29 protein-coding genes and 1 tRNA gene are annotated in these 25,394 nt (G+C 59.4%); 10 read left to right on the top strand and 20 right to left on the bottom strand.

The annotated features are described in order from the left end of the window. Position 1: 1 nt before the first annotated feature. On the bottom strand, positions 2-238 hold the full coding sequence (locus J2X71_RS20105; protein WP_310384257.1) for a hypothetical protein: 237 nt from the start codon (positions 236-238) through the stop codon (positions 2-4). A 207-nt stretch (positions 239-445) separates the two neighbouring features. Between J2X71_RS20105 and J2X71_RS20100 the strand changes: the two genes are divergently transcribed. Then, positions 446-709 (top strand): hypothetical protein, encoded by a 264-nt coding sequence (locus tag J2X71_RS20100; protein ID WP_310384255.1) that lies wholly within the window; start codon positions 446-448, stop codon positions 707-709. Positions 710-958: 249 nt separating this feature from the next. Here the strand turns inward: J2X71_RS20100 and J2X71_RS20095 are convergent, their stop codons facing one another. Further along, complete coding sequence (locus J2X71_RS20095) at positions 959-1,744, bottom strand: helix-turn-helix transcriptional regulator (protein WP_310384253.1); 786 nt, start codon at positions 1,742-1,744, stop codon at positions 959-961. Positions 1,745-1,865: 121 nt separating this feature from the next. Between J2X71_RS20095 and J2X71_RS20090 the strand changes: the two genes are divergently transcribed. From J2X71_RS20090 to J2X71_RS20075, 4 genes are all read left to right on the top strand, one after another. After that, positions 1,866-3,446: an ABC transporter substrate-binding protein gene (locus J2X71_RS20090; protein ID WP_310384251.1), complete on the top strand. Its 1,581-nt coding sequence runs from the start codon at positions 1,866-1,868 to the stop codon at positions 3,444-3,446. Between the two features lie 21 nt (positions 3,447-3,467). Next, positions 3,468-5,471: a CocE/NonD family hydrolase gene (locus J2X71_RS20085; RefSeq protein WP_310384249.1), complete on the top strand. Its 2,004-nt coding sequence runs from the start codon at positions 3,468-3,470 to the stop codon at positions 5,469-5,471. Between the two features lie 402 nt (positions 5,472-5,873). Then, positions 5,874-6,068, top strand: a complete 195-nt coding sequence (locus tag J2X71_RS20080) for a hypothetical protein (RefSeq protein WP_310384247.1) — start codon at positions 5,874-5,876, stop codon at positions 6,066-6,068. Positions 6,069-6,115: 47 nt separating this feature from the next. Then, complete coding sequence (locus J2X71_RS20075) at positions 6,116-6,502, top strand: hypothetical protein (protein WP_310384245.1); 387 nt, start codon at positions 6,116-6,118, stop codon at positions 6,500-6,502. 146 nt (positions 6,503-6,648) lie between these two features. Here J2X71_RS20075 and J2X71_RS20070 read toward each other — a convergent pair whose 3' ends face one another. The 12 genes from J2X71_RS20070 to J2X71_RS20015 all read right to left on the bottom strand — a co-directional run bounded on the left by J2X71_RS20070 (position 6,649) and on the right by J2X71_RS20015 (position 13,933). Next, a complete protein-coding gene (locus tag J2X71_RS20070) occupies positions 6,649-6,903 on the bottom strand; it encodes a hypothetical protein (protein ID WP_310384243.1) in 255 nt (84 codons plus the stop codon). A gap of 94 nt (positions 6,904-6,997) precedes the next feature. Beyond that, positions 6,998-7,312, bottom strand: a complete 315-nt coding sequence (locus J2X71_RS38125; protein WP_405049730.1) for a hypothetical protein — start codon at positions 7,310-7,312, stop codon at positions 6,998-7,000. A gap of 112 nt (positions 7,313-7,424) precedes the next feature. Further along, a tRNA-Met gene (locus J2X71_RS20060) sits at positions 7,425-7,502 on the bottom strand. Positions 7,503-8,024: 522 nt separating this feature from the next. Next, on the bottom strand, positions 8,025-8,708 hold the full coding sequence (locus J2X71_RS20055; RefSeq protein ID WP_310384241.1) for an IS6 family transposase: 684 nt from the start codon (positions 8,706-8,708) through the stop codon (positions 8,025-8,027). A 120-nt stretch (positions 8,709-8,828) separates the two neighbouring features. Further along, positions 8,829-9,305 (bottom strand): GNAT family N-acetyltransferase, encoded by a 477-nt coding sequence (locus tag J2X71_RS20050; RefSeq protein WP_310384239.1) that lies wholly within the window; start codon positions 9,303-9,305, stop codon positions 8,829-8,831. Further along, on the bottom strand, positions 9,305-9,589 hold the full coding sequence (locus J2X71_RS20045; RefSeq protein ID WP_310384237.1) for a DUF1778 domain-containing protein: 285 nt from the start codon (positions 9,587-9,589) through the stop codon (positions 9,305-9,307). Before J2X71_RS20045 ends, J2X71_RS20050 begins: the two co-directional genes overlap by 1 nt. 311 nt (positions 9,590-9,900) lie before the next feature. Beyond that, entirely contained in the window at positions 9,901-10,272 is a 372-nt protein-coding gene (locus J2X71_RS20040) for an NUDIX domain-containing protein (RefSeq protein WP_310384235.1), read from the bottom strand. Between the two features lie 203 nt (positions 10,273-10,475). Then, positions 10,476-10,793, bottom strand: a complete 318-nt coding sequence (locus J2X71_RS20035) for a sterol carrier protein domain-containing protein (RefSeq protein WP_310384717.1) — start codon at positions 10,791-10,793, stop codon at positions 10,476-10,478. 119 nt (positions 10,794-10,912) lie between these two features. After that, a complete protein-coding gene (locus J2X71_RS20030) occupies positions 10,913-11,704 on the bottom strand; it encodes an amino acid ABC transporter ATP-binding protein (protein ID WP_310384234.1) in 792 nt (263 codons plus the stop codon). Then, positions 11,701-12,369 (bottom strand): amino acid ABC transporter permease, encoded by a 669-nt coding sequence (locus J2X71_RS20025; RefSeq protein ID WP_310384232.1) that lies wholly within the window; start codon positions 12,367-12,369, stop codon positions 11,701-11,703. The genes J2X71_RS20030 and J2X71_RS20025 overlap by 4 nt, the downstream gene beginning before the upstream one ends. After that, entirely contained in the window at positions 12,366-13,007 is a 642-nt protein-coding gene (locus tag J2X71_RS20020; RefSeq protein WP_310384230.1) for an amino acid ABC transporter permease, read from the bottom strand. The genes J2X71_RS20025 and J2X71_RS20020 overlap by 4 nt, the downstream gene beginning before the upstream one ends. Before the next feature lie 98 nt (positions 13,008-13,105). Then, positions 13,106-13,933 (bottom strand): transporter substrate-binding domain-containing protein, encoded by an 828-nt coding sequence (locus J2X71_RS20015; protein WP_310384228.1) that lies wholly within the window; start codon positions 13,931-13,933, stop codon positions 13,106-13,108. Between the two features lie 221 nt (positions 13,934-14,154). On the opposite strand from J2X71_RS20015, the gene hutC reads away from it, so the two are divergent. The 4 genes from hutC to J2X71_RS19995 all read left to right on the top strand — a co-directional run bounded on the left by hutC (position 14,155) and on the right by J2X71_RS19995 (position 17,838). Then, positions 14,155-14,898, top strand: a complete 744-nt coding sequence (gene hutC, locus J2X71_RS20010) for a histidine utilization repressor (RefSeq protein ID WP_310384225.1) — start codon at positions 14,155-14,157, stop codon at positions 14,896-14,898. After that, positions 14,895-15,836: a LysR family transcriptional regulator gene (locus J2X71_RS20005; RefSeq protein ID WP_310384223.1), complete on the top strand. Its 942-nt coding sequence runs from the start codon at positions 14,895-14,897 to the stop codon at positions 15,834-15,836. The genes hutC and J2X71_RS20005 overlap by 4 nt, the downstream gene beginning before the upstream one ends. Before the next feature lie 110 nt (positions 15,837-15,946). Then, positions 15,947-17,302 (top strand): LLM class flavin-dependent oxidoreductase, encoded by a 1,356-nt coding sequence (locus J2X71_RS20000; RefSeq protein ID WP_310384221.1) that lies wholly within the window; start codon positions 15,947-15,949, stop codon positions 17,300-17,302. Further along, positions 17,299-17,838: a flavin reductase family protein gene (locus J2X71_RS19995; RefSeq protein ID WP_310384219.1), complete on the top strand. Its 540-nt coding sequence runs from the start codon at positions 17,299-17,301 to the stop codon at positions 17,836-17,838. The genes J2X71_RS20000 and J2X71_RS19995 overlap by 4 nt, the downstream gene beginning before the upstream one ends. Here the strand turns inward: J2X71_RS19995 and J2X71_RS19990 are convergent. Beyond that, positions 17,815-18,978, bottom strand: coding sequence for an aminotransferase (locus J2X71_RS19990; RefSeq protein ID WP_310384217.1), 1,164 nt, complete (start codon positions 18,976-18,978; stop codon positions 17,815-17,817). The genes J2X71_RS19995 and J2X71_RS19990 overlap by 24 nt on opposite strands. A 96-nt stretch (positions 18,979-19,074) precedes the next feature. On the opposite strand from J2X71_RS19990, the gene speB reads away from it, so the two are divergent. Further along, positions 19,075-20,130 (top strand): agmatinase, encoded by a 1,056-nt coding sequence (gene speB / locus J2X71_RS19985; protein WP_310384215.1) that lies wholly within the window; start codon positions 19,075-19,077, stop codon positions 20,128-20,130. Between the two features lie 262 nt (positions 20,131-20,392). On the opposite strand, the gene J2X71_RS19980 is transcribed toward speB, so the two are convergent. From J2X71_RS19980 to J2X71_RS19960, 5 genes are read right to left on the bottom strand one after another with little or no spacing between them, the layout of a single operon-like run. Next, positions 20,393-21,361, bottom strand: a complete 969-nt coding sequence (locus tag J2X71_RS19980; RefSeq protein ID WP_310384213.1) for a cyclase family protein — start codon at positions 21,359-21,361, stop codon at positions 20,393-20,395. A 44-nt stretch (positions 21,362-21,405) separates the two neighbouring features. Then, positions 21,406-22,779, bottom strand: coding sequence for an amidase (locus J2X71_RS19975; protein WP_310384211.1), 1,374 nt, complete (start codon positions 22,777-22,779; stop codon positions 21,406-21,408). Positions 22,780-22,799: 20 nt separating this feature from the next. Beyond that, the gene (locus tag J2X71_RS19970) at positions 22,800-24,014 is read right to left on the bottom strand and encodes an extracellular solute-binding protein (protein WP_310384209.1); all 1,215 of its coding nucleotides are present in this window, start codon (positions 24,012-24,014) and stop codon (positions 22,800-22,802) included. After that, a complete protein-coding gene (locus J2X71_RS19965; RefSeq protein ID WP_310384207.1) occupies positions 24,011-25,060 on the bottom strand; it encodes a GTP-binding protein in 1,050 nt (349 codons plus the stop codon). The genes J2X71_RS19970 and J2X71_RS19965 overlap by 4 nt, the downstream gene beginning before the upstream one ends. Continuing rightward, complete coding sequence (locus J2X71_RS19960; protein WP_310384205.1) at positions 25,053-25,385, bottom strand: hypothetical protein; 333 nt, start codon at positions 25,383-25,385, stop codon at positions 25,053-25,055. Before J2X71_RS19960 ends, J2X71_RS19965 begins: the two co-directional genes overlap by 8 nt. Between the last annotated feature and the right edge of the window lie 9 nt (positions 25,386-25,394).

Raw genomic sequence — 25,394 nt, 5'->3', positions numbered from 1 at the left:
ATCAGTTTCCATGTGAGTTAGAGTTTGGGGCGCTGTTATCAGCACCCCATTCTTTTTGGCCTTGTGTTCGAAGCGCAACCAGCACCGGCTTGATATGCGGCGCGAGCTTGGACGGCGTCATCTTCTCGCTCCTCTGGATTGCGTTGATCGCGAGCATCGACTTTGTCCCTGCCGCTTTGGCCATCGGCGCGTCATGGCCGCCGTTGTTAGTGTCCTGTCGGTGCTGGTTTTCCGGCACGCACCAAAAGCCTGGGACAGAACCCGGACCTCTTCGAGGGCACCCTCCTCCTCCGGCCGCTGGCGATCCAGGGTGGATCAAGCGGGAGTCGTGTTCAGCGACCGAAAATTCTGACCTTGGCCGATGGCATGATGCTTGGGCTTTTTGCCCAGGTCGGGCTGCTAGCGCATCTGTTCTCGCCTGGTCATTGGCGCCGGGGAACTTGGCATGCCGGTCTTCCCCAATCTAGCGGGTAAAGCCAAAGATTACGATGGGACAACGATCAGCGTCCTGTTACGAGCGGCGACAGTCGAATCCAGCGTCCCGGTAAAACAGCGAGATGTCTCCGAAATACGCGAGCTGGGGATCGAGATCTTTCCGGGCGATATCCTTGCCGCTTCCATTAGCGCATTGGCGGCTGAATGTTTTTTGCGTTTGTTATTCGTGAGGAGAATAATGCGGCTCATTGGCGCGGAAACTACGTTCCGTTAGAAGTTACCACCCCTCAGTCGAGGCATCGCCCGGAATGGCGTGGAGGCAGACCCGTCCTTTAATGTTAGCAGCGTGAGGCCGAGGCAGCAGCCCTCAATCATTCGCCATTCAAATCCCTCAGTGTCGCCAGAGGCATACCCGACTTCGCAACAACAGTCGAAATTATGCGTTCGCCTAACAGGGCTTTGCTTGGGAACTGCTACCTGCAATGCTAGGGATGCAATGCCGGAGCCCTCGCCGGGTAGGAACCTAATACTCTGCCGGCATCGCATACACTTCGGCGGCTGGATCCGCGAGAAACGAGCGCACCGTGGGTGGCAGCTGGCGTGACGACAGCGGCAGAGGCCCGCAGCGCCCAAGAAGTTCGCGGAGGTCAGGCTCGACGCCGACGTGGCGCCAGATAACACGTGAGGCATAGGGGAGGTTTTCCCTTCGCCAGGAAATCCCCATTGTCGTTCCACGCAAATAGACGCGCTGGTATTCATCGAATGGCAGGAGGATTGTCTGCGACAAGATGGAGTTCGGCCCGGTGACACGCTCCGTGATGAAGATCCGGTTACGATAGAAGGCCGCAAGCCCAACGTATTTTGAAAGCTGCTGGATTCCATTTCCGGGATCCCGCAGACGTTCCATTGACTTGACGTGCATCAACCCGCCTTGCTCTGTCAGCCTACTGCATGAGCATACGACCATTTCCGGCCAAGATGGCGAGCGGTGATAGGTCTGGAAGTAGCCGATGTGACGCCTGAGTGCGCGCAGGTTGCCTGGAAACGCGTTGAAAAGCTCGGAACCTTCGTAGGCGCCTACCACCGATTTGCTGAGACGTTCGCGAAAGAGTGTGGGCGCGAGGAAAAAATCCGCTGCTTCGACATCGAAATGGTTAGCAATGCGAGCCAGGTTATGGGCGGACGGTCTCGTCTGGCCGTTGATGTATCGATTGAATTGTTGCCGGTTGATATCGATTGCACGGCACAGATGCGAAATTGAACGCTGCGTTGCGCATGCAATCTTCAGGTTCTCGACCAGGTGAGGCATCGGTAGCTCCGTCTTGACCAAGCTAGCGTAAACTCGCTTAAAAGTGCGTCAAGTCGCGAAATTGCGTGAGTCTGTCTGGCGCTTAACGTCCCTCTTAACAAAACTGAACGAGGGAACTGTCATGACGCATCAAAAGGATCAATTTTCGCAGTTGAAAATCGGCCGCCGGCATTTCCTGGGGGGAGCCGCAGCACTTGGCGTATTGCCAGCCCTTACCTCCGGCCTCCTGATGCCGCTGGATGCCGGCGCGCAGGAAGCGAAGCGTGGCGGCCACCTGAAGCTCGGCCTCAAAGGCGGTGCGACCAGCGATACGCTCGACCCGGCGACGTATAGCGCTTCCGTCTTGTTCGTCATTGGCCGCCTCTGGGGCGACACGCTCCTCGAATCAGATCCCAAGACCGGCGCACCCCTGCCGTCGCTGGCAACGTCCTGGACGCCGTCAGCAGATGCATCCGTGTGGACCTTCAAGATCAGGAACGATGTGCAATTTCACGACGGCAGCAAGATGACCGTCGCCGATATCGTCGCGACGCTGAAGCGGCACGCGGACAAGAACTCGCAGTCGGGCGCTCTTGGACTCATGACCTCGATCACAGGCATTGATGAAAAGGCCGGTGATCTTGTCCTGACGCTGAGCGAAGGCAACGCGGATCTGCCGCTCCTTCTCACCGATTACCACCTGATCATCCAGCCGAAGGGCGGCGTCGACAAGCCGGCGGCGGCCATCGGTACCGGCCCTTACATTCTGAAGAGCTTTGAGCCCGGCGTGCGGGCAACCTTCGAGAAGAACCCGAAGGATTGGCGCGCCAATCGCGGCTTTGTCGACAGCGTCGAAATCCTCGTCATTAACGACAACACCGCCCGCATTGCAGCGCTCGCGTCCGGCCAGGTCCATTTCGTTAATAATGTCGACCCGAAAACCGTACCGATGCTGCAGCGGGCACCGACCGTCGAGATCGTCCGCAATGCCGGCAAGGGCTTCTACTGTTTCCTGATGCATTGCGACAGAGCACCCTTCGACAATAACGACCTTCGCCTTGCGTTGAAATATGCCATCGATCGCCAGTCGATCCTCGACAAGGTTTTGGGCGGCTACGGAACGATCGGCAACGACTATCCGGTCAATTCCAACTATGCGCTTGCGCCGACCGATATCGAGCAGCGCCCTTATGATCCGGACAAGGCCGCCTTTCACTTCAAGAAATCGGGCCTTGACCGTCCGGTTCAGTTGCTGACCTCGGATGCTGCCTTTCCAGGCGCTGTGGATGCGGCAATCCTGTTTCAACAAAGTGCGCGCAAGGCGGGGATTGCGCTCGACGTCAAGCGCGAACCGGAAGACGGCTACTGGACCAACGTCTGGAACAAGCAGCCTTTCTGCGCGTCTTTCTGGGGCGGTCGGCCGACCCAAGATTCACGCTATTCCACCTCCTACCTTTCAACCGCGGAATGGAACGACACGCGTTTCAAGCGTCCGGACTTCGACAAGCTGGTGCTGCAGGCAAGGGCCGAACTCGACGAAACCAAGCGCAAGGTGCTTTATCGACAGCTGGCTCTGATGGTGCGAGATGATGGCGGCTTGATCCTGCCCGTCTTCAACGACTACATCATGGCCTCTTCGAAAACACTGAGGGGCTATGTCGACGATATCGGCAACGATATGTCCAACGGCTATATCGGCAGCCGTGTGTGGTTTAACGCCTAAACCTCTTCGGGATATGTCACCATGACCGAGCACAGCTTCACCACCATCGAAAACCAGTGGATCACGCTCGGCGACGGGACGCGCCTTGCCGCACGCATCTGGATGCCCGACGGTGCGGACGCCGATCCGGTGCCGGCCGTCTTCGAGTTCCTGCCCTATCGCAAGCGCGATGGAACGAGCCTGCGCGATGAGTCGACCTATCCGGTCTTTGCCGCCGCCGGCATTGCCGGAGTGCGTGTCGACATCCGTGGCTCGGGCGAATCCGAAGGCGTGATCGATGGCGAATATACCGAGCTTGAGCTTGCCAATGCCTGCGAGCTGATCGCCTGGATCGCTGCCCAGCCCTGGTCCAATGGCTCGGTCGGCATGATGGGCATTTCCTGGGGCGGGTTCAACAGCCTGCAGGTCGCAGCCCTTCGACCCCCGGCATTGAAGGCCGTCATCTCGATCGCCTCGACCGTCGACCGCTACAATGACGACATCCATTACAAGAACGGCTGTCACCTTTCCGCACAGCTCTCTTGGGCGGCGACCATGCTCGGCTACCAGTCCCGCCCGCCCGATCCTGCCATCGTCGGTGATCGCTGGAAGGACATGTGGCTGGAGCGGCTGGAAAACGAGCCGTTCTTCATGGAGGAGTGGCTTAGCCACCAGCGACGCGACGCGTTCTGGAAACACGGTTCGATCTGTGAGGATTTCTCAAGCGTCGAGATCCCGGCGCTGGTGATTGCCGGCTGGGCCGACGGCTATCGCAATACGCCGCTGAAGGCGATCGCGGGGCTTGGGGCGGGAGCCAAGGCGCTGATTGGTCCCTGGGTTCACAAATATCCGCATTTCGCCTTTCCAAAGCCGCGCGCCGATTTCCATGGCGAAGCGATCGCCTGGTGGAACCGCTGGCTGCGCGGCGAAGAAAACGGTGCGGAAAACACGCCGCAGCTTCGCGCCTATATTCTCGATGCCGTGCGCCCTGCCCCGCGCCGCGATGCCGATCCCGGTTTCTGGGCCGCCGTAGACATATGGCATGCGCCGACAATGCAATTCTTCCACGTCGGTTCGTCGGGCCGGATCGAGGAAGGTAAGGCCGAGCCGCAGGCATTGGCGCACGAGGTCTATCTGCGCTCGCCGCTCGATACAGGAACAGCATCGGGGGAATATTTCACGCTGAAACCGGATGCCGAAATGGCCATCGACCAGCGCGGGGACGATGCCGGTTCGCTCATATTCGAGACCCCACCACTTGCCGAAGATCACGACTATCTCGGCCAGCCTATTGTTACCCTGGCGCTACGCTGTGAGGAGAGGACCGCAAATCTCTGCGTACGGCTCGTCGATGTGCATGAGGACGGTGCCGCGACACGCGTTTCCTTCGGCGTCCTCAATCTTGCTCATCGTGAGGGCAATGCCGAGCCCAGACCCATGAAGAGCGGAGAGCGGACGACGGTGCGCCTGCTGCTCGATGCCTGCGGCTATCGCTTTCGCGCCGGCCATCGCATTCGCCTTTCGCTTTCGACGGCCTATTGGCCGATGATCCTGCCGCCGCCGACTGATCCCGGCCTTGTCATCGATACAGCCTCAATCGAACTTGCCCTGCCGATACTTACCGATCATCGCCTCATCGCCGTGAAGGAGCCGGATAATCCCGATTCACTGCCGAAATATATCGAGCATGCGGCGGGCTCGACGAAGCGGCAAGTGGTGCGCGATCTCTCGGCCGGCGTCACCCGCTATGAAATCCACGAGGATACCGGCCTTTTCGAACATCCCGGCACTGGTCTGTCGACACGGCAGCTGCGCGAAGAGATCTGGTCGATCGCGCTCGACGATCCATTGTCGATGGCGGGCATCTCGACATGGACCTGCGACATGCAACGCCCCGGCTGGTTCGTTCGCACAGTCGCGGTTTCGGCCATATCCTGCACGGCAAAGGATTGGGTGATCAGCGCCTCGGTCGTTGCCTATGAGGGTGAGACGCGGATCTTCGAAAAGGTTTTCGAGAAGAAGCGTATCCCCCGCGACCTGATGTAGATAGATGCGTGTGAAAGCTGCTCCAAGCGCATCCGATGTATCAGCCGGCGGCAACGGACGGTTACTCGCTCGAGCTTTTTTCCCTTCTTCTGAGGTGGAGAAAGACAATATCTAGGCTAAGTCGGGAAGGAGTTGCCTTGCGCGGTTCCTAAGGTGAGACCATCTTAGTGCAGGTTGAGCGCGGCTATTCGGCGGTCTCATCGATGAAGGATGCCCGAGCCCATTCAGTGAGATCAAAGGCGGGCTCAAACCGGATGCTCGTGTCTTCGAGCATGTCTTCCGGGGGTGTTGGTCGCTTAGACATGCCCGCCACTACCAGCACTTGCCTTTGCCAACTCCTGCGCGAACTTCTCATGCCGTGCATTTTTCAGAAGTGGCATTGGGATACCCTGGGAGGATTCAATGAATGATGATGACGAACTGATAGCCGAGATCGCGGCCCGAGCTGACCGGGCAATGGAGAACGCGCCTCGGGAAATGGACCTGAAAGCTCTCTCCGTAGTTCTAGCCCAACGCTTCGGGCATCGGTCACCAGAGGAGATTGAAGAGCAGCTCGTCGCCGTTTGGCGCGCTCGTGGCCTTTATTGGCACATGTGAGAAAGATCCTTTCCTTCCTTGGCCTGCCTGTGGAGAAGTCGAACAACGTGGAAAGCTGGATCTCAGGCTTTCACACCGTGAAGTTGCCGTTTCTCTTCCGCGATTCAATCGGATCTGTCCTGCTCAGCTTGCAACCAACACAGGAGCAGGCAATGCCACACTACATGATTAGCTACGACCTCCGGAAAGTCCGGAACTATGACGGTCTGATAAAGACACTTCGAACCATGAAGTGCATCTCGCCGCTGAAGTCGCTCTGGGTTGGCAGCCTTGTCGGACCTGCCAGCGCTATCCGACAAATCTTGGCCAACGAGATGGATTCTGACGACGGTCTTGTCATCGTTGAAATCAAGCCCGGATCAGACTGGGCGACAAAAGCGCCAAACGAACATGCAAGCACATGGTTTTCCAACAACATTACCAAGGCGGGATAGTTGCAGCGCCCGCCAGATCCCCTCACCGGGTGGCTGATACGACTGGCATGCCGTGAGGAAAGCGGCAGCCATGCAGGAAACAGCTACAACGACCGCCAGGATGAGGAGCGCCCGCTTCCAGTTCGACATGACGCTCCCCTCCTCGATTACTGGCTGACTTTTTCGAATGTCAGGCGATAGACAGCGCCCGGTTCGAACTGCTCGATGGCGGCCGGGTTGGTGACGGTCATGGGAAGCTCGCCCGAGGGCGTATACTTCGACCAGTCTTCATTGCTTTCCGGAAGGCCGCGAAGGTAGGCGCCGAAGGCAGCGGACATCTTCACTTCGACATTGACGTCGCCGGGATTGGTGGTGGCGCGATGGTTGATTTCCTTCGCGTAGAACATTGCCTGTACGCTCATGGCGTCTTCTCCTTGTTGGTCCGGATAGCGCCTGACTCGGGAACGAAAAAACCCCGCCATTTCTGACGGGGTTGTCGAAGGAAGCTGAAACCGCTTAGCGGATGTAGAGCTGGAACACAGACCGCGGGTAGTAGTAGCCGTCGCTGTGGCGACGATAACCCTTGCGGTAGTCCCTGTAACCACGATGACCGTTCCAGTAGCCGCGACGGTCGCGCCCTTGTTCATAACGGTCCCGGCGGTCGTGACGATATTCGCGGCGGCGGTCGTCGCGGTGGTACTGCGCAAGTTCGACGCTCGAAGCGACCTGCGGATGCTGAGCCGCCATGGGGGCGGCTGAGGCCATGCCAAAGCTAGATGCTGCGATAACAGCAGCAACTATAGCAGTACCGATGCGAGAAAAACTATTCATGGTTACGCCTTTCCATTTCTAATGTGGGCGACCATGCTCTTACGGGGATGAACGTTATGTGAACTTGCCGTTCATGTTTACACCCGCCTCGGCGAACCGGGCGGGCTGGTTTTGGTTGCGGAGGGAGGATTCGAACCTCCGCCCTCCAGCTTATGAGGCTGGCGAGCTACCGGGCTGCTCTCCTCCGACATGAGGTCGGCCGCCTCTTGCGCGAAGCTGCAACTTAGGCGATTATATCATGCCCTGACTTTTCTCGCGGTGTAACCAGGAGGATGACTATGAGTGTCAAGGCTCTACTTGGATGTGCGCTTGCACTGGCGGTTTTCGTCTCACCGGTGGCGGTTCCCCGGGAGGCGAGCGCTCAGGTTATCGTCGGCTCGGGCAGCAGCCTAAACCACGGACGAGGTATATCCTGCCCTCAGGGAGCGCGGCTGCTTCGTACCCGAGGCTTTCGCGGTGTCCGTCAGACGAATTGCCGCGGCAGGTACTTTACCTATCGCGGGGTTCGCAGAGGGGTGAGCTACGAGATCGCAATCCGTCAAAGAGATGGGCGCATCGTCAACCAGCGGCGCACTAGCCAAGGGCGGTAACGCCTTCATGCGGCCACCACTAGTGCGGGCCACGACAAAACCCGCCTCGGCGACGGGGCGTGCTGAGAGGTTCTGTCGCAAACTTTTGGAACGGGTACGGAAACAGCTATCGCTGGACACACCTATGCTGCGAGCGCGGCGAATTGCTGAAATGCGGATTGGCCACTCGTTGGAAATTGCCGCTTGCGGATCATATGCGCCACTTCGATGCCATCCAATGTTGCTGACGCAGCCTTGAAGGATTTGAAGCCCTTCATCGGACGGGTCAGCTTCTTAATATACCGATGGTCTTGCTCTAGCATGTTGTTGAGGTATTTGACCTGCAGGATCTCGATCAGCCAGAACCATCCCTGCAACAGCAGGAGCCAGTTCAGGTTTTGCAATCCTGCCAGGTTCGCACCGCTCTTGTCGATGACGACCTTTTCAGGCCAGCCGTTGTTCTCGATTGTGCGGGTGAAGAAGGCGCTGGCCGCAGCCTCATGGCGGTGTTCAGACAGCATGAAATCAAGGGTTTTGCCGAATTTATCGACAGCGCGATAGAAACAGGTCCATTTGCCTTTGACCTGGATATAGGTCTCGTCCATTCGCCAGGAACTGCTGGTCGCGGATTTGCGGCGATGGGCCCGGCAGGCAATAAGTGGCGAATACTTCACAACCCATCTGTTCAGCGTCGCGTGGTCAACGGCAACGCCGCGCTCAGCCACAATCTCTTCCAAATCACGATAGGAGACCACATATCTGACGTAGAAAAACACCGCGTATAAGACCACGTCTTTCGGGTAGTGACTGCCTTTGAAATCGACCATGATCGGGGAACTCAACAATGCCTGCTCATCTTCAACCCAGATCTATGACATGACCATACAGGTTGCAAATCCGCTGGAAAGTTTGCGACAGAACCGATAAACCCGCCATGACTCATGGCCTTATCGAGCTTTCAACGACAACACCAAGGTCATGGGGTTCGCCGGCGAGGCCATAAACCCATAATGCTCATAGAAGGCCTTGGCTTCGTCGGAGATTGCGTGAACGAGGAGACCGCGAATACCCATGATATGCGCTGCCTGTCCGGTGCGCAGCACGGCGTCCTGCAACAGTGCGGATCCGATACCTTTTCCCTGCCAGTTGCGGTCAATGGCCAGACGGCCAAGCACCGTCATGGGAACGGGATCGGGCATGTTGCGCCGGATTGCTCCCGGCGCATCTGCGACCGCGAGCGCTCCCGATGACAGGCAATAATAACCTACAACGCGCTCGCCTTCGCACACCACATAGGTTCGCGAGGCGCCGCTGACCTGATTGGCCCGCGCCCGGCGGCGCAGCCATTCATCGAGGCTGTCGTGCCCGCTGTCAAAGAGCTGGAGATCGTGCGCTTCGCCGAGAAGCACCGGTGCTGACAACATTACGGCTGCCAGGGTTTGGGTGCGTTCATCAGCCGTTCGAAGCCTTCGCCGCCCGGCGGCTGGTCGAGCACGGCCAGATAGTGTTTATAGCTGTCGGGATCGACCTGCACCAATGTCTGGTCGAGAAGCGCGTCTTCGGCGGCGCGGCGCGCGGCATCGATCATGAAATCCGAGCGGGTTTTCCCGTGGGCCTTGGCGGCACGGTCGATCAGGACGCGGACGTCCTCACGAACCTTCAAATTGACGGGGCGTTTATGGCTGGCGGTTGCGTTTTTGCTGGTCATGGCGTTTTTTCCTTCAAGCCAATATAGCACAAACGCATACACAATGTGTATCTATTTCTTGCGGCATCGCGGTTCGATGGCCTTAAGCCGCCATTTCAGCTCTCCGGATATGAGCGTCGATGGCTTCCATGGCGAACGGGTCCGGCATCACTCCCAGTAGCAAGCTCGCCCTCAATCTTAGGAAGCTGCGATAGCCGGTTCGCTGCATCCATCTCGATGTTCACGCTCATGTCCTGAACCTCGATGATGAAACTGCGGTTGGATGTTCGAGCAAAGGGGCGGAAGCCAATGAGCAGCCGGCCCGAAGCGGACTACTGAGGCAAACTGGGTTGACCGATGTTCGGCAACAGAAGCTGCATTGGGTAAGGAAGAGCAAGTTTCGGCATTTCATCGAAAGATGTATATTTCAAGCGGACCGTCTCGGTATCCGTATATCCGCCTGCTTCTCCGCGCGTCAGGCATCTGAATAAAACAACCAGATATTTGACCTCATCTCCGTTCGGATAGGTGTATCGAAACTCTCTACCGCCAAATACCGCCAGAACTTCCGAGCGGTTAACCGTAAGGCCGGTTTCTTCAAGTACTTCACGCTCTATCGCCTGCTCCGGCGTCTCGCCCAACTCGATGGCCCCAGCGGGTAGACTCCACCCTTCACCTGAACCCTTGTCGGGGGCGATATTCATGCTGTCTGTGGCGCTTGTTTTTCTGATAGCGCTCAAGCTTGCGGCACGTGGCAAGCCGGTTGGGTAGAGCGCATTGACATGCTCCCGCTAGGAACGAATGTTTTTGATCGCTGCCGCAAATGGCGGGGCAGAACCTCTATGCCACACGGTCGCCTTGACAGGAGTCGAACCGGCGACCTGGTCTTCGTGTCAGCCTCTCCATTTCAAGGATATAAGACGTGGAGACGTAGGGCACGAGCCAATCCATTTCGGGAAAGCAGGGAAAACGTCGGTGCCAAGATTCGCCTCTTTCGCTTGGCGTTGCTATCTCTCTTAGCCGCCCAGCTAGAAATGCTCCCAACCCAAGCCGCGGGTCCCGCGAACGCACGGCCGAGCATCATGATTGCCTTGTCGGACCCGTCGAGACCGCCTGCCCGACGAAGGAACGCCGCCGACCGGAAACCGGCGCACAGGCTCGCAAGCTGCGCCGCGTAGATACTCACGGTCATCGGTGTTTGGCTCCGCCGATCGACCGAGGCAATGCTGTCGACAACAGAAACCGTGGGGCGTTCAACGTCCGGGGCCTCGATATACTGGAGGATTTGGAGGAGATTCTAGGTGCTCGTCTCAATCTGCCTGACGGTTGGGAAGGACATGCACATTAAAGCAACATCGAGGCGCCGCGGTCGAGATAGGTATCGAGGAATTGTTCAAGGCGGGGGGTTCTCGGCTTCTTAAAGACCTCCTGGGGCGATCCGCTGAAGAGCACCTTGCCGTGGTCGAGAAAGATGATCTGCTGGCCGACGGTCGCAGCAAAACCTATCTCGTGCGAGACAACGACCATGGTCATGCCCTCGGAGGCCAGATCGCGCATGACGTTCAAGACTTCGCCAGTCAACTCCGGGTCAAGCGACGAGGTGGGCTCATCAAACAGCATGATCTTGGGCTTCAGCGCCAGGGCCCGGGCGATCGCCACGCGCTGCTGCTGTCCGCCTGATAGCTGCGAGGGATAGTGCCCGGCCCGGCCCTCGAGACCAACCTTGACGAGCTGGGCCATTGCCCGCTCCTCCGCATCCTTGCGGCTCATCTTGTGAACCGTCTTCAATGCTTCGCTGACATTGCCGAGGGCCGTCATGTGCGGCCAGAGATTGAACTGCTGGAACACCATGCCGATTTGGGCACGGATCGCCCGGTTGGTGGCGGCGGAGATGCGCTCGCGCCGTCCTTGAGAATCCTCGGTAAAGCCAAGCACCTCGCCGTTGATGGAGATCGTCCCGCGCGTTGCCTCCTCAAGAAAAGCCATACAGCGCAAAAGAGTGCTCTTGCCGGAACCGGAAGGGCCGATCAGGCAGGAAACCCGTCCGGGCTCGATAGCGAGATCGATACCATGAAGGACCGTGGTCTCTCCGAAAGTCTTGATGAGATTCCTAACTGCTATTGCGGGGACGCTCATGCGTTAAAAAACCTGAATCTGGAAAGTTTCGTTTCAGCAAGGTTGCCAAGCCAGCCGGTGACTTCGACGAGCACCCAATAGAAAAGCGCCAATGCGGAGAGTGCTTCGACGAAGGCATATTGCTGCGACCCGATTGCACTCAGCGTGGCCGTCAGCTCCGGCACGGTGATAATGGACAAGACCGCCGTCTCCTTCATCAGGATGACCACCATATTCACGGATGGCGGCAGCACCAGCATCGTCATTTCCGGCAATAGAATGCGCCTGACGATCTGCCCCTTTGTCAGGCCGACACACTCGCCAGCCTCGATATGGCCCTTCGGCACAGCCTGGAAGCCGGAGCGGAAGATCTCGCTGAAATAGGCCGCGCCATAGATCGAAATGCCGATCAATCCGGCGGGCAAGGGATCGAGATCAAGGCCGACAAAGGGGCCGCCGTAATAGACCAGGAATATCTGGATGAGAAACGGCGTGCCGCGCAGTACGGCTACGACGGCACCCAGCGCCTTGTTGATCAGCACGCCGCCATATTGCCGGGCGACTGCCGTCAGGAAGCCGATGACGGCTGCAGCGATGGTGCCCAGAATCCATATCATGATCGTCACGCCGGCACCGCTGACGATGGCGGGCCATTGCCCGATGAGGACATTGATGTCGAAGGTCAACGCGGCGCCCCCGGGAGTCTATTTTCGATCAGGCCGCCGGCAAGCGCCATCAACCAGTTGATCACCAGATAGATGAGACCGGCGGATGCGAAGAGCTGCAGCGGCAGGAAGGTGCTGCCGGCAAGGTCCTGGGCCATACGCGTCAGTTCGACGATGCCAACGACTGAGACCAATGACGACGCCTTGAGAATGAGGATCGCCTCGTTGACAAGAGCTGGAAACGTGAGGCGCAAGGCGATCGGAACCTTGATGCGTCGGAAGATCTGGCGCGGCGTCAGACCAACCATTTCCGCCGACTCCACCAAGCCTAGAGGCACGCTGGTAAAGCCGCCGCGCAGGTTCTCGGCCTGGTAGGCTGCCGTGCAGAGCGACAGGCCGATGATCGCGGCCACGATGCTCGGCACATTGATGCCGATGACCGGCAGCAGATTGTAGATCAGCAGCAGTTGCACCAACAGCGGCACGCCGCGAAAGAAGCTGATGAAAATCTGGGCAGGTCGCACGAAAAGCCCTCGCCCCGACAGCAGCATTCCCGACAGAAGGATCGCAATCGCAAAACCGATGAGGATCGACACAACACTGATGGTCACCGTGTAGATCGATGCCTGCAGAAGCAACTCGAAGAGTTTGACGGACATTGTTCAGATTTCGCTCGCTTGGCGGTGAGGAAGATCCGGTCGCATTTCTCGGCCATGCCCCGGCAACACCGCGGGCATGGCCGATTTCCGATGGCCGATCAGAATGCCGGGTCCTTAACGGAATCTGGTGTGTCGAAGCTCGCGCCGAACCACTTCTTCTGTAGCGTCGCCATCCGGCCGTCAGCTTTGATCTTCAGCATGGCGGCGTCGATTGCGTCCATCAGTGGCGCATGATCTGCATCCTTCAGGCCGATAAAGCCGAAATAGGATTTTTTGCCAAAGGGCGGCATCACGACTTCGAACGTGCCTTCGCGCTGCTTGGCGACGAAAGCAATATTCGGCAGTGAATTGGCAACACCGGCGATGCGGCCGGCCGCGAGATCCGCATAGGACTCGGTGAAGGCCGGGTATTCGCGGATATCGACCTTTGTCGGCAGGGCTTCGGAAAACTCCTTGAGCTGATCGAGCTGGGCGGTCGCCTTGCCAACGCCAATCTTCTTGCCAGCGATATCTTCCGGCTTGTTGATCGTCTGGTCGCCGGCCTTTTTCAGGATCGCGATGGTCGCCTCGGCAAGCGGCGGGGTGAAACGATAGCGCTCCATGCGCTTCTTGGTGATCGTTGCTGGGCCTGCGACGACGTCGAACTTGCCGGCTTCGAGCGCCGGGAAGACGCCATCCCAGGGAAGCGTCACCCATTCGATTTTCACGCCGAGTTCCTTGCCGATCTCGCTAAAAAGATCGACGTTCAAGCCGACATGTTCGCCAGCGTCGATGAAATCGAACGGTGCGAAGGCCGTCTCGGTACCGACCTTCATGCTGCCGGCGGCCTTCACGGCGGCAAGCGTGTCCGCCGCATGGGCGGAAATCGTCGCGCCAAACAGAAATGCAGCGCCGACCAGGCCCTTCAGAAGCGAATTCTTCCTCATGTTTTTCTCTCCAGTTTTTAGCCTTCCGGTGGAAGGTCCAAGTTCCCCAATCGTTGTCCCGCCGAGCGGATTTCTCTGATCCGCTTTTGTCTATACAAATAGATACAGGCCGGCCTACACTGTCAAACGCTAAACTCGGCGGAAGCAAGATTTGTGCCGCACAGTGCCAGTAGCGGCGGCTTTGGTGGAAATTGAATGTCATCGCTGGATCGAGGTGAGTTATGGTCTCAATTCATCAGAGAATTTTCGAAGACATCGAAACCAGGATCATGGCTGGTGTTTGGCAACCTGGTCACCGCATCCCCTTCGAACACGAGCTAGTACAAGAGTATCAATGTTCCCGAATGACCGTGAACAAGGCTCTTTCGGCCCTGGCGGGACGCGGAATGATCACACGCCGCCGCAAGGTTGGCTCCTTCGTCGCCTCCCGGCAGATCGACCGCACCGTGATGGATATCCAGGACATTTCCACGGAAGCTGAATTGGCGGGGCATGACCACAGCTACAGGATCCTGCGGCGAAGGCTCGAGACACTGGACGATGCCACCGCGGCAAAGCTCGGCGAGACGACGGGATCGGAGATCCTGCGGCTTCACTGCCTGCACAGCGTGGACGGCAAGCCAAATGCGCTGGAGCGGCGCATTATCATGCTCGCCATGGTACCGTCTGCCAGAACCGAAAGCTTTGCTTCGGTTCCGCCCGGCAAATGGCTGCTGGACATGGTGCCTTGGTCGAAGGCAAGGCATGTCATTCGTGCGGTTTCGGCCGATGCCGCCACGGCACGCCTGCTTGAGACCGAGCGTGGCGAGGCCTGCCTGACTCTGATCCGTCAGACATGGCAGGGCAGCCGGACGGTCACTCACGTCGAGATCATCCATCCCGGCGACCGTTTCCAATTCGCCGGCGACTTTCATCCGACGGAGAGAGGTATCCCAGATCAACCGCCGCGGAGAAGCTCCTTTTGACGGTAAAACAGCCTATCAGGACGGTGCCGCTCAAGGGCTTACAGGCGTTCGAAGCCGTCGGCCGCTGTGGCGGCGTAAGCGCCGCGGCCCTCGAGTTGAAGGTTTCCCCCGGCGCGATAAGTCAGCAGATTCGCAAGATCGAGAGCTTTCTCGGCGTCACCTTGTTGGAGCGCAACGGTCGCACTGTGGAACTCACCCAATGGGGGCGGCTCTATCACCAGGAAATAGCGAAGGGTTTCGAGCAATTCGCGCTCGCGGAACAGATATTGGAACGGGCGCGCAATGAGAATGCTCTGGTTCTCAGCGCCCTGTCTTCCGTTGTCAATAAATGGATAGGGCGCCGGATCTTCGACTGGCAGGCCCTTCACCCGAATGCTCATGTCAGGATTGTCGGCCGCGACAAGGAACCGCGCATGGGCTTCGACGACGTCGATTTCCGCATCAGCTATGGATCGGATGTGCTGCAGCATGAACACTATACGGAACTGTTCCGCGATTGGGTCGTCCCGGCCTGCTCGCCGGCGCTGATCAAGGGCAAGACGCCCTCCGTCGCGCGGCTTCTCGAATATCCACTCCTGCATGTCCAATGGGAGCGGCACTTCACACCCTATCCAAGCTGGCGCGAGTTTGCTGCTAAGACGGGCACCGCGTTCGAGGAGAGCACAGCCGGTCTTTCCTTCACTCTGTCGAGCAGTGCGATTGACGCAGCCGTCAACAAGCGCGGCGTCGTCCTGGCGCAGATGTCTATGATTGCCGATGAGCTCGAGGCACAGACGCTCGTCATCCCCGTCGACACACGCATCGCGCTGCGCGAAAGCTATTATCTCGCCTGGGATCGCGCGGCGTTGCAGAAGCCCCATGGGCGCGAATTCCGCGATTGGCTGGTGGCTGTTTCCCGTCAGCAGGCCCTGACGTCCGCGCCCGCGCCGACACTTTAGAAAAACTAAAACAGAACTCAGCTACGCGATCTTGATGAAAATTTGTGCCTGACGATAATTTGCGCAGGCGGTTTCCCGCGGTGGCATGACCGACATGGCAGGAGAGTTCGATGGCGCGGGCCGACAAGATGAAACTCGGAACTTTCGTCTATACGTTCGGTTTTCATCCCGCCTCCTGGCTGCATCCGGCAAGCGACGTCAATGGCGCCAACGACTTTGCTCATCTGCTCGATGTCGCCAAACGATCCGAGGCGGCCAAATTCGATTTCATGTTCATGGCGGATTCTCCCGCCGCTGCCGTCGGTGACGCGAATGCGCTTGCCCGCATTCCCACAAAGATGAACCGTTTCGAACCCCTCTCGCTGCTTTCGGCTCTGGCGGTCACAACCGATAATCTCGGTCTCGTGGCGACGGTCTCGACGAGCTATTACGAGCCGTACAATGTCGCGCGTCTGTTTTCCTCAATCGACCATCTGAGCAAGGGACGCGCCTGCTGGAACGTCGTCACCTCCGACCACGACGAAACCGGCTACAACTTCAACCGCGAGGGGCTCGACCCACATGCGTTGCGCTATGAGCGCGGCAACGAATTCGTCGACGTCGTGTTCGGTCTTTGGGACAGCTTCGAGGACGGCGCGTTGCTTCTCGACCGTGAAAACGGTGTCTACTATGACAAGAGCAAACACCATACGCTCAATCATAAAGGCAAGCACTTCCAGGTTCGCGGCCCCCTTAACATCGCGCGAACGCCCCAGGGTCGCCCTGTCATCGCCCAGGCGGGCGGTTCTGAACCCGGAATGGACATGGCGGCACGCACGGCCGAGATCGTCTTCAGCCTCGCGTCGAATATCGAGCGCAACCGAGCCTTCTATCAAAACGTCAAAAGCCGGATGCCGGCCTATGGACGCGATCCGGACGATCTGAAAATCATGCCGGGCATCGTTATCAACGTCGGTGAGACCGAAGCCGAGGCCAAGGCGAAGGTGGATTATCTGATCAATAAAATGCATCCGGACGTTGGCCGGCTGATGCTCTCCGAATTCCTGGAAGCGGACCTGCGCGACGTGGCTCTCGACAAGCCTTTCCCCATGGATCGCTTGCCGGCGGCGCCCAAGGGATCGCGCGCCCTGTTCGACGAACTGGTCGATTTCGTCAGAAGCGGCCGCACCGTCGGCGAACTCATCCGGCACTATGCCGAGAAGCATACCGGAAATGGCATGACGGGCACGCCGGTCCAGATTGCCGACTACATGGAGGAATGGTTCGAGACACGCGCCGCCGATGGCTTCATCCTGATGTTTCCGACCTTGCCGTCCAGTCTCGACGACTTCGTGCGGCTCGTTCTGCCGGAGCTTCGCCGCCGCGGGCTGTTCCGCGACGAATACGAGGGCAGAACCTTGCGCGAGAACCTCGGCCTCTCAATGCCGGCGAACCGCTTCGCCAAAACGCAAGCAGCGGGCCTATGAGCGCAGAAACCTTGATCAGCGAAGCGGACTTCAAGCTTTCGATGCGTCATCTGGCAGGTGCCGTCAGCGTGATCACCGTCGGAGACGGGGAAGACCGCACCGGCTTCACCGCGACGTCGGTCTCTTCATTTTCGGCGGAGCGACCCTCCGTCATCGTCAGCGTCAATCGTGCCTCTTCCTCATGGCCAGTGCTGCAACGGTACGGCTGCTTCTGTGTCAACGTGCTCGCCGCCGATCAGCAGACTGTGGCGCAATCCTTTGCCGGCCTAGATGGACGCAAAGGCGCCGAACGCTATGGCGATGCGGGATGGTACCGCCTGAAGACCGGCGCGGCCGTCCTTGAAAAGGCTCTTGCAGTGCTGGATTGCAGGCTTGAAACCGCATTCCACCATCATTCCCATGCAATTTTGATCGGGCATATCTGCGCGATCAAAATCCGAAAGAGCATAGGGCCGCTTCTCTATTGGCGCGGCACTTTTCATCAACTTCCGGCAGAGGCTGAGCGCCGCGGTCTAGAAAAGACGCTCGGACAATAGGCCTATCGACGCGACATCCGCATTGGCAAATGCAAGCCTGAGGTAACGCTCTTGTCCCTCGCCGAAATAGGCGCCGGGTAAACAAACGACGCCGGATTCCCTGGCGAGTTTTTCGGCCACCTCGGAAGACGATCGATCGGCGAAAGGGTGGCGAACAAAGGCGAAATAGGCGCCGATCGCTCCAATCTCCCAGCCTGGCAGCCTGGACACGACCAGCCTCAGCGCATCCGCCCGGCGAGCGATCTCGGCACGGTTGCCGGCCCGCCAGTCGGCGAGCAACGGGATGGCCGATGCAACGGCGATCTGAGCCGAACGCGGTGCGCAGATCTGCATGTTGTCCATCACTTTCGCAATCTCGGCGACGAGTTTGGGTCCTGCCGTGATCGCACCCAGCCTATGGCCAGGAATGCAGAAGGATTTCGAGAAGCTGTAGAGAAGAACGAGCGTATCCTCCCAACCCGGCTCTGACAGCAGCGAGTGCGGCCGTCCGTGATCGGCGCCGAGGAAATCGCGATAGGTCTCATCGAGGATCAGCCAGGCGCCATATTTCCGGCAGAGAACGAAAAGCTCATGAAGCAGCTCCGGCGGATACACTGCCCCGGTCGGATTGTTGGGTGTAACGACCGCCAGCATCTTCGCGCCGGCCGCAAGTGCCGCCTCGGCCGAACGCGTATCGGGAAAGAACCCGTTGGCGGGATCGCAGTCGACCAATCGCCGCCCGATACCCAGCATCGACAGCGTCGTGTCATGATTGAAATAGAAGGGATTGGTGAGCGCTACGGTATCGCCTGCGCCAGCAAGCGCGATCGCGGCACACATGAACGCCTGATTGCAGCCGGCCGTAATGTGAATATTGCCGGCGGAAATGGCCGCGCCGTAAAGCTCGGCAACATGGGCAGCGTAGGTCTTGCGCAATAAAGACTCGCCCTCGATCGGCCCGTATCCCGTCATCGCCTGTTGTCCGGCCGTCTCGCCGAGAAGACGCAGCATCTCCGGATGTGCAGGATAGCCGGGCACGGCTTGCGAAAGATCGATGAGTGGACCCTTCAGCCCTTTGTATTCACGGCCCCATGCAACGACGGACGGAATGGGCGGGGCAGAAAGGCGGGAAACGAGCGAATTGAATTTTGCGGCGGTCATATCGATTTCTCTTTGATCCCGATTGCTACAACGATACCAATGGCTTTCTCAACCTCTTTGTTGGGTCAGACGAAACTGAAGCGGAGACGCATGCCGATGGCGTGGGACAAAATGCGGCTTGAGCAGCTGCGCTCGGAGTTTGCGGACACCAATGGCGGCGAGATATTCGATGAGACGTTTCGAAAAGTGGCGGACAAGATCATCTCCAAAAATGGCACGCGACTGGCGCCATATTCTGGAGTGCCAACGTTCCTCAGCGCACCCTATATGCAGGTCGCTGCCGAAGAGCCGGACTTCGGCAATCTCCAGGTCGCAATCACGGGAATCCCGATGGATCTCGGTGTCACCAATCGCCCAGGCTCCCGTTTCGGACCGCGCGCACTTCGCGCCATCGAAAGGATCGGCCCGTACAATCACGTTCTCGCCACGGCGCCGGTTTTTGATCTTCGGGTCGCCGACATCGGCGACGTTTCATTCCAGAGCCGTTACCGGCTAGAGCTCAGCCACGACGACATCGAAAGGCGCATTGGCCAAATCGTTGATGCCGGCGTCGCCCCGCTTGCGGTCGGAGGCGATCATTCGATCAGCCATCCGATTTTGAGGGCCATCGGCCGGCAACAACCGGTCGGTCTTATCCATATCGATGCCCATTGCGACACAAGCGGTGCATTCGATCGGACAAAGTTTCATCACGGCGGACCGTTCCGGAACGCTGTGCTGGACGGCGCACTCGACCCGACAAGGACAATCCAGATCGGCATCCGCGGTTCGGCCGAATATTTGTGGGAATTCTCCTATGCGTCGGGAATGACCGTGATCCATGCCGAGGAGATCAGCGGAATGGGGATCGCGGCGGTCGTCGCCAAGGCAAAATCCATCGTCGGAGACGGCCCGACCTATCTTTCCTTCGACGTTGACAGCCTTGATCCGAGCTTTGCACCCGGCACGGGCACGCCTGAGATCGGTGGATTGACCACGCGTGAAGTCCTTGAATTGATCCGCGGGCTGAAAGGCGTAAATCTGGTCGGCGGCGACGTCGTCGAAGTTGCACCGCAATATGACGCAACGAGCAACACTGCACACGCCGCAGCGCAGGTGCTCTTCGAGATCCTCAGCCTGATGGTGTTCAGCCCATCAATCGGCAGACGCTGAACATTCTGTTCAAGGAATGCGAGAAATGCGGGCAGTCTCCTGACAAAGCTGTTGAACGCCAACGAACGGTAAAAGCAACATCGCTAGTAAGCAGCGGTTATGGCTGAAGCCGGGGATGATCATAAAATCCGTTCGGCGCTAGAGGGCGCTGGTATCACCTTCGCCTCGGTACATTTGCGCAGATGGCTTTACGGCATTGCAATAGCTGATAACGCAGTGCAATATAACTGTCACAGATCTGCGGAGTCGTCCACCCCCGCGCTCAGGTCAGTGGCATCGCCACTGGACGCATCGGTGTGCCCGTCGCTCCACGCAATTTGATGCATGCGCCGAAGAAGGCAAATTCGTAGAGCTTCTCGCTAGCAAGTTCCTCGAGGTAAGCCATTTCCAGGATGGGAACACCTGCTTCCGCCAGCAGATAGGTGTGTACGGGGAAGAAGTTTAATTCATGCGCCGACGGCGTCTGTTCGAGGGTCAGGTTGTCGGCGCCGATCATGATGGCACCGTGCTTGGAAATATACTCCGCGCCCTCGCGGTTGAGGCCAGGTGTATTCCTAGTGAAGGCCATGTCGGGCCATAACCGCATCTGGCCAGTGCGGAGCAAAACGACATCGCCGGGCAGGATTGTTAGGCCCTGCTTCTTAAGGCAGTCCTCGATGTCGGCTTTGCCGATTGGATGGCTCGGCGGCAGCGTGTCAACGCCATACATGGCCGCGATATCGAGAAGAACACCGCGTGCAAAAATCGGCGGATATTTTTCCGGGCCGCAAATATCCCAGGCACGGCTGCCGAGGTGATCGCGTGCCGTGAAGCCATTGAAGATCTCGCCATTGTAGCCGAAGTGGTTGAACGTATCGATATGCGTGCCGCAATGGGTGTACATCGAGATACTGTCGCCGGAATAGGCGACAAGTTCATTTTGTTCGCGCGTCACGCCCATGGTATTGGCGACGATTTCGCCCTGCGGCGTGTGGGTCATCCATATCTGGTAGGGCTGGTCGCCAGCACCGAACCAGCCGGGCATGCCGACGAAATGGTCGACCGAGAGGTCAAAGACCTTCGACGCGTCGGTGCGGCCGATGATCGCCGAGCGCGACCTGGCGTCGATCAGGTTGAGCATGCCGATCTCGTCGTCACTGCCATAGGGGCTCTTCGTCACCTTATGGAATTCGGCATTGTAAGCGATGATCTTGCTCTTGGTCGCTTCGTCGACATAACAGGCCATGCACATTGCCACTCTCCTTGTTCATCTTCGCAGCCGCCAGCCGGTCGCCTTCAGATCGTTTCGCCGCGAATGACCGGTTCGGCGACAAGCGCCACCGACAGCAGCTGCTCGTCAGTCCGCGCCAGCCCTGACAACAGGAAGCCGACCGGCATGCCGGCGTCACCTGCGCCGCAGGGGATCGACACACCGCACCAGTCGAGGAAATTGCCGAGCAGCGTGTTGCGCAGCGTCTTGCCATTGGTGGCGAGGAAGAGTTGGTCGTCAGTCTTTAGCGGCTCGACCGGCGGCGCCACATGCGCGACGGTCGGGAAGGCGATCAGCCGGCCACCGACCAGCCGGTCCACCGCCTCGATGAGCCGCGTGCGGGCAGACAGAATGTCGAGATAGTGCGAAAGGCTGATCTTCTCGCCGAAGCTGGTACGCGAGACCACGCGCGGATCGATCAGCCCGGCATCCGGCCCGGTAATCCGGGCCTGGTGCAGCCAGTAAGCCTCTGCCGTCACCAGGGCTCCGTGGCTTGCCATCAGCTGCAGAATTTCCGCAAAGGCCGGGATCTCCAGCCGCGTGAATACGACACCGGCGCCCGACATACGCTCGACGGCCGCCTCGAAGGCTGCAAGAACACCCGGCTCGGCATCGTCGAAGACGATGTTGGTGGGAATGACGACCTCCAGTCCGGCAAGCGGATTGTAACTGACCGTCGGTGCCATGGCTCCACGCATCGCCGCGTCGATCCAGACGGCATCCTGCACCGAGCGACAGAGCGGCCCGAGCGAATCGAGGCTAGTGGCAAGCGGAAACACGCCCGCCATGGGATAGCGCCCACGCGTCGCCTTGTAGCCGACGATGCCGTTCAGCGCTGCCGGGATGCGCACCGAACCGCCGGTGTCGGAGCCGATCGAGACCGGCACGACACCAGCCGCCACCGCCACGCCCGAACCGGAGGACGAGCCGCCCGGAATGCGGGCGACGTCCGTGCTGCGGGGGTTTTTCGGCGTCCCGAAATGCGGATTGATGCCAAGGCCGGAGAAGGCGAACTCGCTCATGTTGACCCGGCCCATTGCGAGCATGCCGGCCGCAGCGAGCGCAGAGACGACGGCGGCATCGGCCGCAGCCGGTGCCTGATCGCGAAGAAGCAGCCTGGATCCTGCCGCCGTAACGCTGCCGGCAACATCGAAGAGATCCTTCCAGGCGACCGGAATGCCTTCGAGCAAACCGAGCGAACGACCGTCTTTCAGCCGCTTCGACGAGGCATGCGCCTCCGCCATTGCCCGCTCCCGCGTCAGCGAGATGAAGATCGCTTTGTCGTCATGGTCCTCGATCGCCCCAAAGACCTGCTCCGCCACCGCAACAGGATCGACGCTGCCGCCCTGGATGAGGGTGGACAACTGGGCGATCGAGAGGGAGCCGTAAGAGAGTGTCATTCTGTCGTTTCCAGTTCCACTCACGCCGCCACGAACTGCATCCAGCGGCGCACGAGGTAATTGTGTTCGTCCATGGTCGTGTTCCAGACGGCGATCGAGTTGGCGCGCTGCCAGTAGGAGCCGCCGCTGCGCACGGCACCCGCCTTAACGCGGAGGAGCCCGTCAGGGCCTGGCAGGTCAGTCGCCGCCGGCAGGCCTTCGTACCAATAGTCCCATTCGGCCGGCGTCATGTGCGGCCGCGAGCGTGCCGGCGTCGACATGTAATAGCCCTGCCGGGCCACCACCGCGCCGGGCCAGCCGGAGATCCACCAGTTGAGATAATCGTATGCCGCGTCGAGCATCCGGCCGGAGAGCCGCTTCGACAGGCAGAGCCCGCCATGCCAGGCGCGGTAACCCTCGGCAGGATTGGCGAGTTCGACGGGAAAGCCGCGCAGGTTCAGCTTGCTGATCCCGAGCGACCACATCGACTGGATCTGCGTGTCGCTCTTCGTCATCAGGTTCGCCGCGTCCTCGGCCGAACGCCAGAAGCCGCGGAAAAAGCCGGCCTTCTTGCGCTCTTCCAGAATGTCGAGCAACCGATCGATCTCCTCGATGCTCATGTTGCCGAGATTGTTAAAGGTCATAAGGCCGGCCGACTGCGCCGCAAGTGCTGCATCGAAGATGCCGATCGCCGGCTCGTTGACGAGGGCTGCGCGTCCGTGCCAACGCGGGTCGAGCAGTGCCGCCCAGGAGGTCATCTGGTTGGAATTGGCCGCATCCGTCCGGTAGGCGAAGCTGTCGAAATTATGGGTCGTCGGCAGCATCGAAATGCGCTGCGAGGGCGTCTCGGCAAGCGCCAGGTTCGGCTGGACGAAAAGCTTGGTCACCGGCGCATCGCCCTGCCCAATCCGCGCATTCGGCCCGATGCGGCCCGTCTTGGTCAGATCCGTAATCTCGTCCCAGAGAGTGATCCGCTCGATGTCGATCGGCTGCACGGCGCGCCAGTACCAGACGATGTCGAGGTTGTGGAAACACTGGTCGTAGATGTCGTAAGCCATCGGCTCCAGCGCCGCCTTGTGCTGGGCGGTCATGAAGTCCTGATTGTCGAATTCGATGCCGATGCCGAGATCGCGCTCAGCACCGAGCCGGAGTTCTTCCAGCAGCGAAATCGCCGTGCCCAGGATGCGCAGCTTGATCCGGCCCTCTGTATGGAGGGCGGGCGTCGGGAAACTCTTCGGCGTCGGCATTTTTCTCATGGCTGCGTCTCCTCGACCCGCCGCGGCGCGCGCTGTGCCGCACCCAACCCGTTGAAGGCGTTGAACGATCGCTCGATCGCCGCGGGCGCGATGCCATCGACGATGAAGACGATGCGGGAACGCCGGTCCCCGCCTGGCCAGGATTGCATATGGACGGGCGGATGGACCAGGTGCTGCACCCCGTGAACCGCCACGGGAAAGTCTTCGCCCTTGATGTTGAGAATGCCCTTGACCCGAAGGATGCGGTCGCCGTGCCGGTTGAGCAGCATGGTCAGCCAGATGCCGAAGGCTGTCCAATCGACCGTGCCTTCGCTCACCAGCACGAAGGACCGAATGCCGCCGGAATGTTCGCCGGCAAGACGAGGCCCCGGATCGTCGCAATAGAAGCCGCCCGGCGATTGCATCGCCTCGGCGCGGCCCGTTGTCGTGTCCTCCAGCAGCATGATGACATCAAAGACATCGTCCGTCGAAAGGACGATCGGCGCATCCGGATTGATCTGCCGGATCATCGCCGTGACCTGCGCGACTTGGCCGGCCTCGGCGATATCGGCCTTGGTCAGCACCAGAACATCTGCCACCGCCACTTGCCGCATCGGCTCGCGATAGGCGGCAAGCTGTGTCCCCGCATTGACGGCATCGACCGTGGCAATTACGCCCGAGGACCTGAAATGATGCCGCAACACCGGATCGGCCTTCAGTGTGGAAAGAACGGGAAAAGGATCGGCAAGCCCCGTGCTTTCGATGACGATCCGGTCGAAGGGCGGGACGATGCCGCGCTCGCGCTTCGAATGCAGGTCGCGGATCGCGTCTGCCAGTTCGCCCCGCACCGTGCAGCAAAGGCAACCGGATTGCAGCAGCACCATGTTCTCGTCGATCCGCTCGAGCAGATGATGATCGAGCCCAACCTCGCCGAATTCGTTGATCAGCACCGCAGCCTTCGAGAGCACCGGATCGGTCAACAGCCGTCGCAGCAACGTCGTCTTGCCGGATCCGAGAAAGCCGGTCAGCAGCGTGACGGGCGTGAAGTCCGGAAAGGCATTAGTCATGGCCGCTCGCCTCCAACCGGTCGAGAAGCGGCTCGGCCAATGGATCGAGCGGGCGGCCTGCAAGCCGCTCGGCCGCCGGCCAGAGGTGTCCGAGATCCTCGATGATCTCGGTCTTTCCGGTCCGGGTCGACAGCAGGAAGGAGGATCCCTGCCAGTCGGAGATACCAAGCCCGAAGGCATCGAGAATGCGGTTGGCGATCGCAACACGGCGGGCGCGCTCGCGCCGGCGGTCGATCCGCTCGGCGGTACGGGTATAGACCCCGGGCCGCGCGACCGCGTCGGCCCAGTGCTCGTTGCCACCCAGAATACCGCAGAGCGAACACATCGCCTTGCC

The sequence above is a fragment of the Rhizobium sp. 1399 genome, assembly GCF_031455475.1.
In the GTDB taxonomy this organism is placed as follows: domain Bacteria; phylum Pseudomonadota; class Alphaproteobacteria; order Rhizobiales; family Rhizobiaceae; genus Rhizobium.
This window is presented reverse-complemented; position numbering and strand designations above follow the sequence as displayed.

What these genes read in the sequence shown, in the direction of transcription:
- J2X71_RS20100 (WP_310384255.1), top strand. Translation starts at nt 446, where the DNA reads ATGCCGGTCTTCCCCAATCTAGCGGGTAAAGCCAAAGATTACGATGGG.
- J2X71_RS20015 (WP_310384228.1), bottom strand. Translation starts at nt 13,933, where the DNA reads ATGAGGAAGAATTCGCTTCTGAAGGGCCTGGTCGGCGCTGCATTTCTG.
- J2X71_RS20030 (WP_310384234.1), bottom strand. Translation starts at nt 11,704, where the DNA reads ATGAGCGTCCCCGCAATAGCAGTTAGGAATCTCATCAAGACTTTCGGA.
- J2X71_RS19995 (WP_310384219.1), top strand. Translation starts at nt 17,299, where the DNA reads ATGAGCGCAGAAACCTTGATCAGCGAAGCGGACTTCAAGCTTTCGATG.
- J2X71_RS19990 (WP_310384217.1), bottom strand. Translation starts at nt 18,978, where the DNA reads ATGACCGCCGCAAAATTCAATTCGCTCGTTTCCCGCCTTTCTGCCCCG.
- J2X71_RS20055 (WP_310384241.1), bottom strand. Translation starts at nt 8,708, where the DNA reads ATGGTCGATTTCAAAGGCAGTCACTACCCGAAAGACGTGGTCTTATAC.
- J2X71_RS20085 (WP_310384249.1), top strand. Translation starts at nt 3,468, where the DNA reads ATGACCGAGCACAGCTTCACCACCATCGAAAACCAGTGGATCACGCTC.
- J2X71_RS19965 (WP_310384207.1), bottom strand. Translation starts at nt 25,060, where the DNA reads ATGACTAATGCCTTTCCGGACTTCACGCCCGTCACGCTGCTGACCGGC.
- J2X71_RS20090 (WP_310384251.1), top strand. Translation starts at nt 1,866, where the DNA reads ATGACGCATCAAAAGGATCAATTTTCGCAGTTGAAAATCGGCCGCCGG.
- J2X71_RS20050 (WP_310384239.1), bottom strand. Translation starts at nt 9,305, where the DNA reads ATGTTGTCAGCACCGGTGCTTCTCGGCGAAGCGCACGATCTCCAGCTC.
- J2X71_RS20045 (WP_310384237.1), bottom strand. Translation starts at nt 9,589, where the DNA reads ATGACCAGCAAAAACGCAACCGCCAGCCATAAACGCCCCGTCAATTTG.
- J2X71_RS20095 (WP_310384253.1), bottom strand. Translation starts at nt 1,744, where the DNA reads ATGCCTCACCTGGTCGAGAACCTGAAGATTGCATGCGCAACGCAGCGT.
- J2X71_RS19975 (WP_310384211.1), bottom strand. Translation starts at nt 22,779, where the DNA reads ATGACACTCTCTTACGGCTCCCTCTCGATCGCCCAGTTGTCCACCCTC.
- J2X71_RS20040 (WP_310384235.1), bottom strand. Translation starts at nt 10,272, where the DNA reads ATGAATATCGCCCCCGACAAGGGTTCAGGTGAAGGGTGGAGTCTACCC.
- J2X71_RS19980 (WP_310384213.1), bottom strand. Translation starts at nt 21,361, where the DNA reads ATGTGCATGGCCTGTTATGTCGACGAAGCGACCAAGAGCAAGATCATC.
- hutC (WP_310384225.1), top strand. Translation starts at nt 14,155, where the DNA reads ATGGTCTCAATTCATCAGAGAATTTTCGAAGACATCGAAACCAGGATC.
- J2X71_RS20020 (WP_310384230.1), bottom strand. Translation starts at nt 13,007, where the DNA reads ATGTCCGTCAAACTCTTCGAGTTGCTTCTGCAGGCATCGATCTACACG.
- J2X71_RS19960 (WP_310384205.1), bottom strand. Translation starts at nt 25,385, where the DNA reads ATGTGTTCGCTCTGCGGTATTCTGGGTGGCAACGAGCACTGGGCCGAC.
- J2X71_RS20070 (WP_310384243.1), bottom strand. Translation starts at nt 6,903, where the DNA reads ATGAGCGTACAGGCAATGTTCTACGCGAAGGAAATCAACCATCGCGCC.
- J2X71_RS19970 (WP_310384209.1), bottom strand. Translation starts at nt 24,014, where the DNA reads ATGAGAAAAATGCCGACGCCGAAGAGTTTCCCGACGCCCGCCCTCCAT.
- speB (WP_310384215.1), top strand. Translation starts at nt 19,075, where the DNA reads ATGGCGTGGGACAAAATGCGGCTTGAGCAGCTGCGCTCGGAGTTTGCG.
- J2X71_RS38125 (WP_405049730.1), bottom strand. Translation starts at nt 7,312, where the DNA reads ATGAATAGTTTTTCTCGCATCGGTACTGCTATAGTTGCTGCTGTTATC.
- J2X71_RS20080 (WP_310384247.1), top strand. Translation starts at nt 5,874, where the DNA reads ATGAATGATGATGACGAACTGATAGCCGAGATCGCGGCCCGAGCTGAC.
- J2X71_RS20000 (WP_310384221.1), top strand. Translation starts at nt 15,947, where the DNA reads ATGGCGCGGGCCGACAAGATGAAACTCGGAACTTTCGTCTATACGTTC.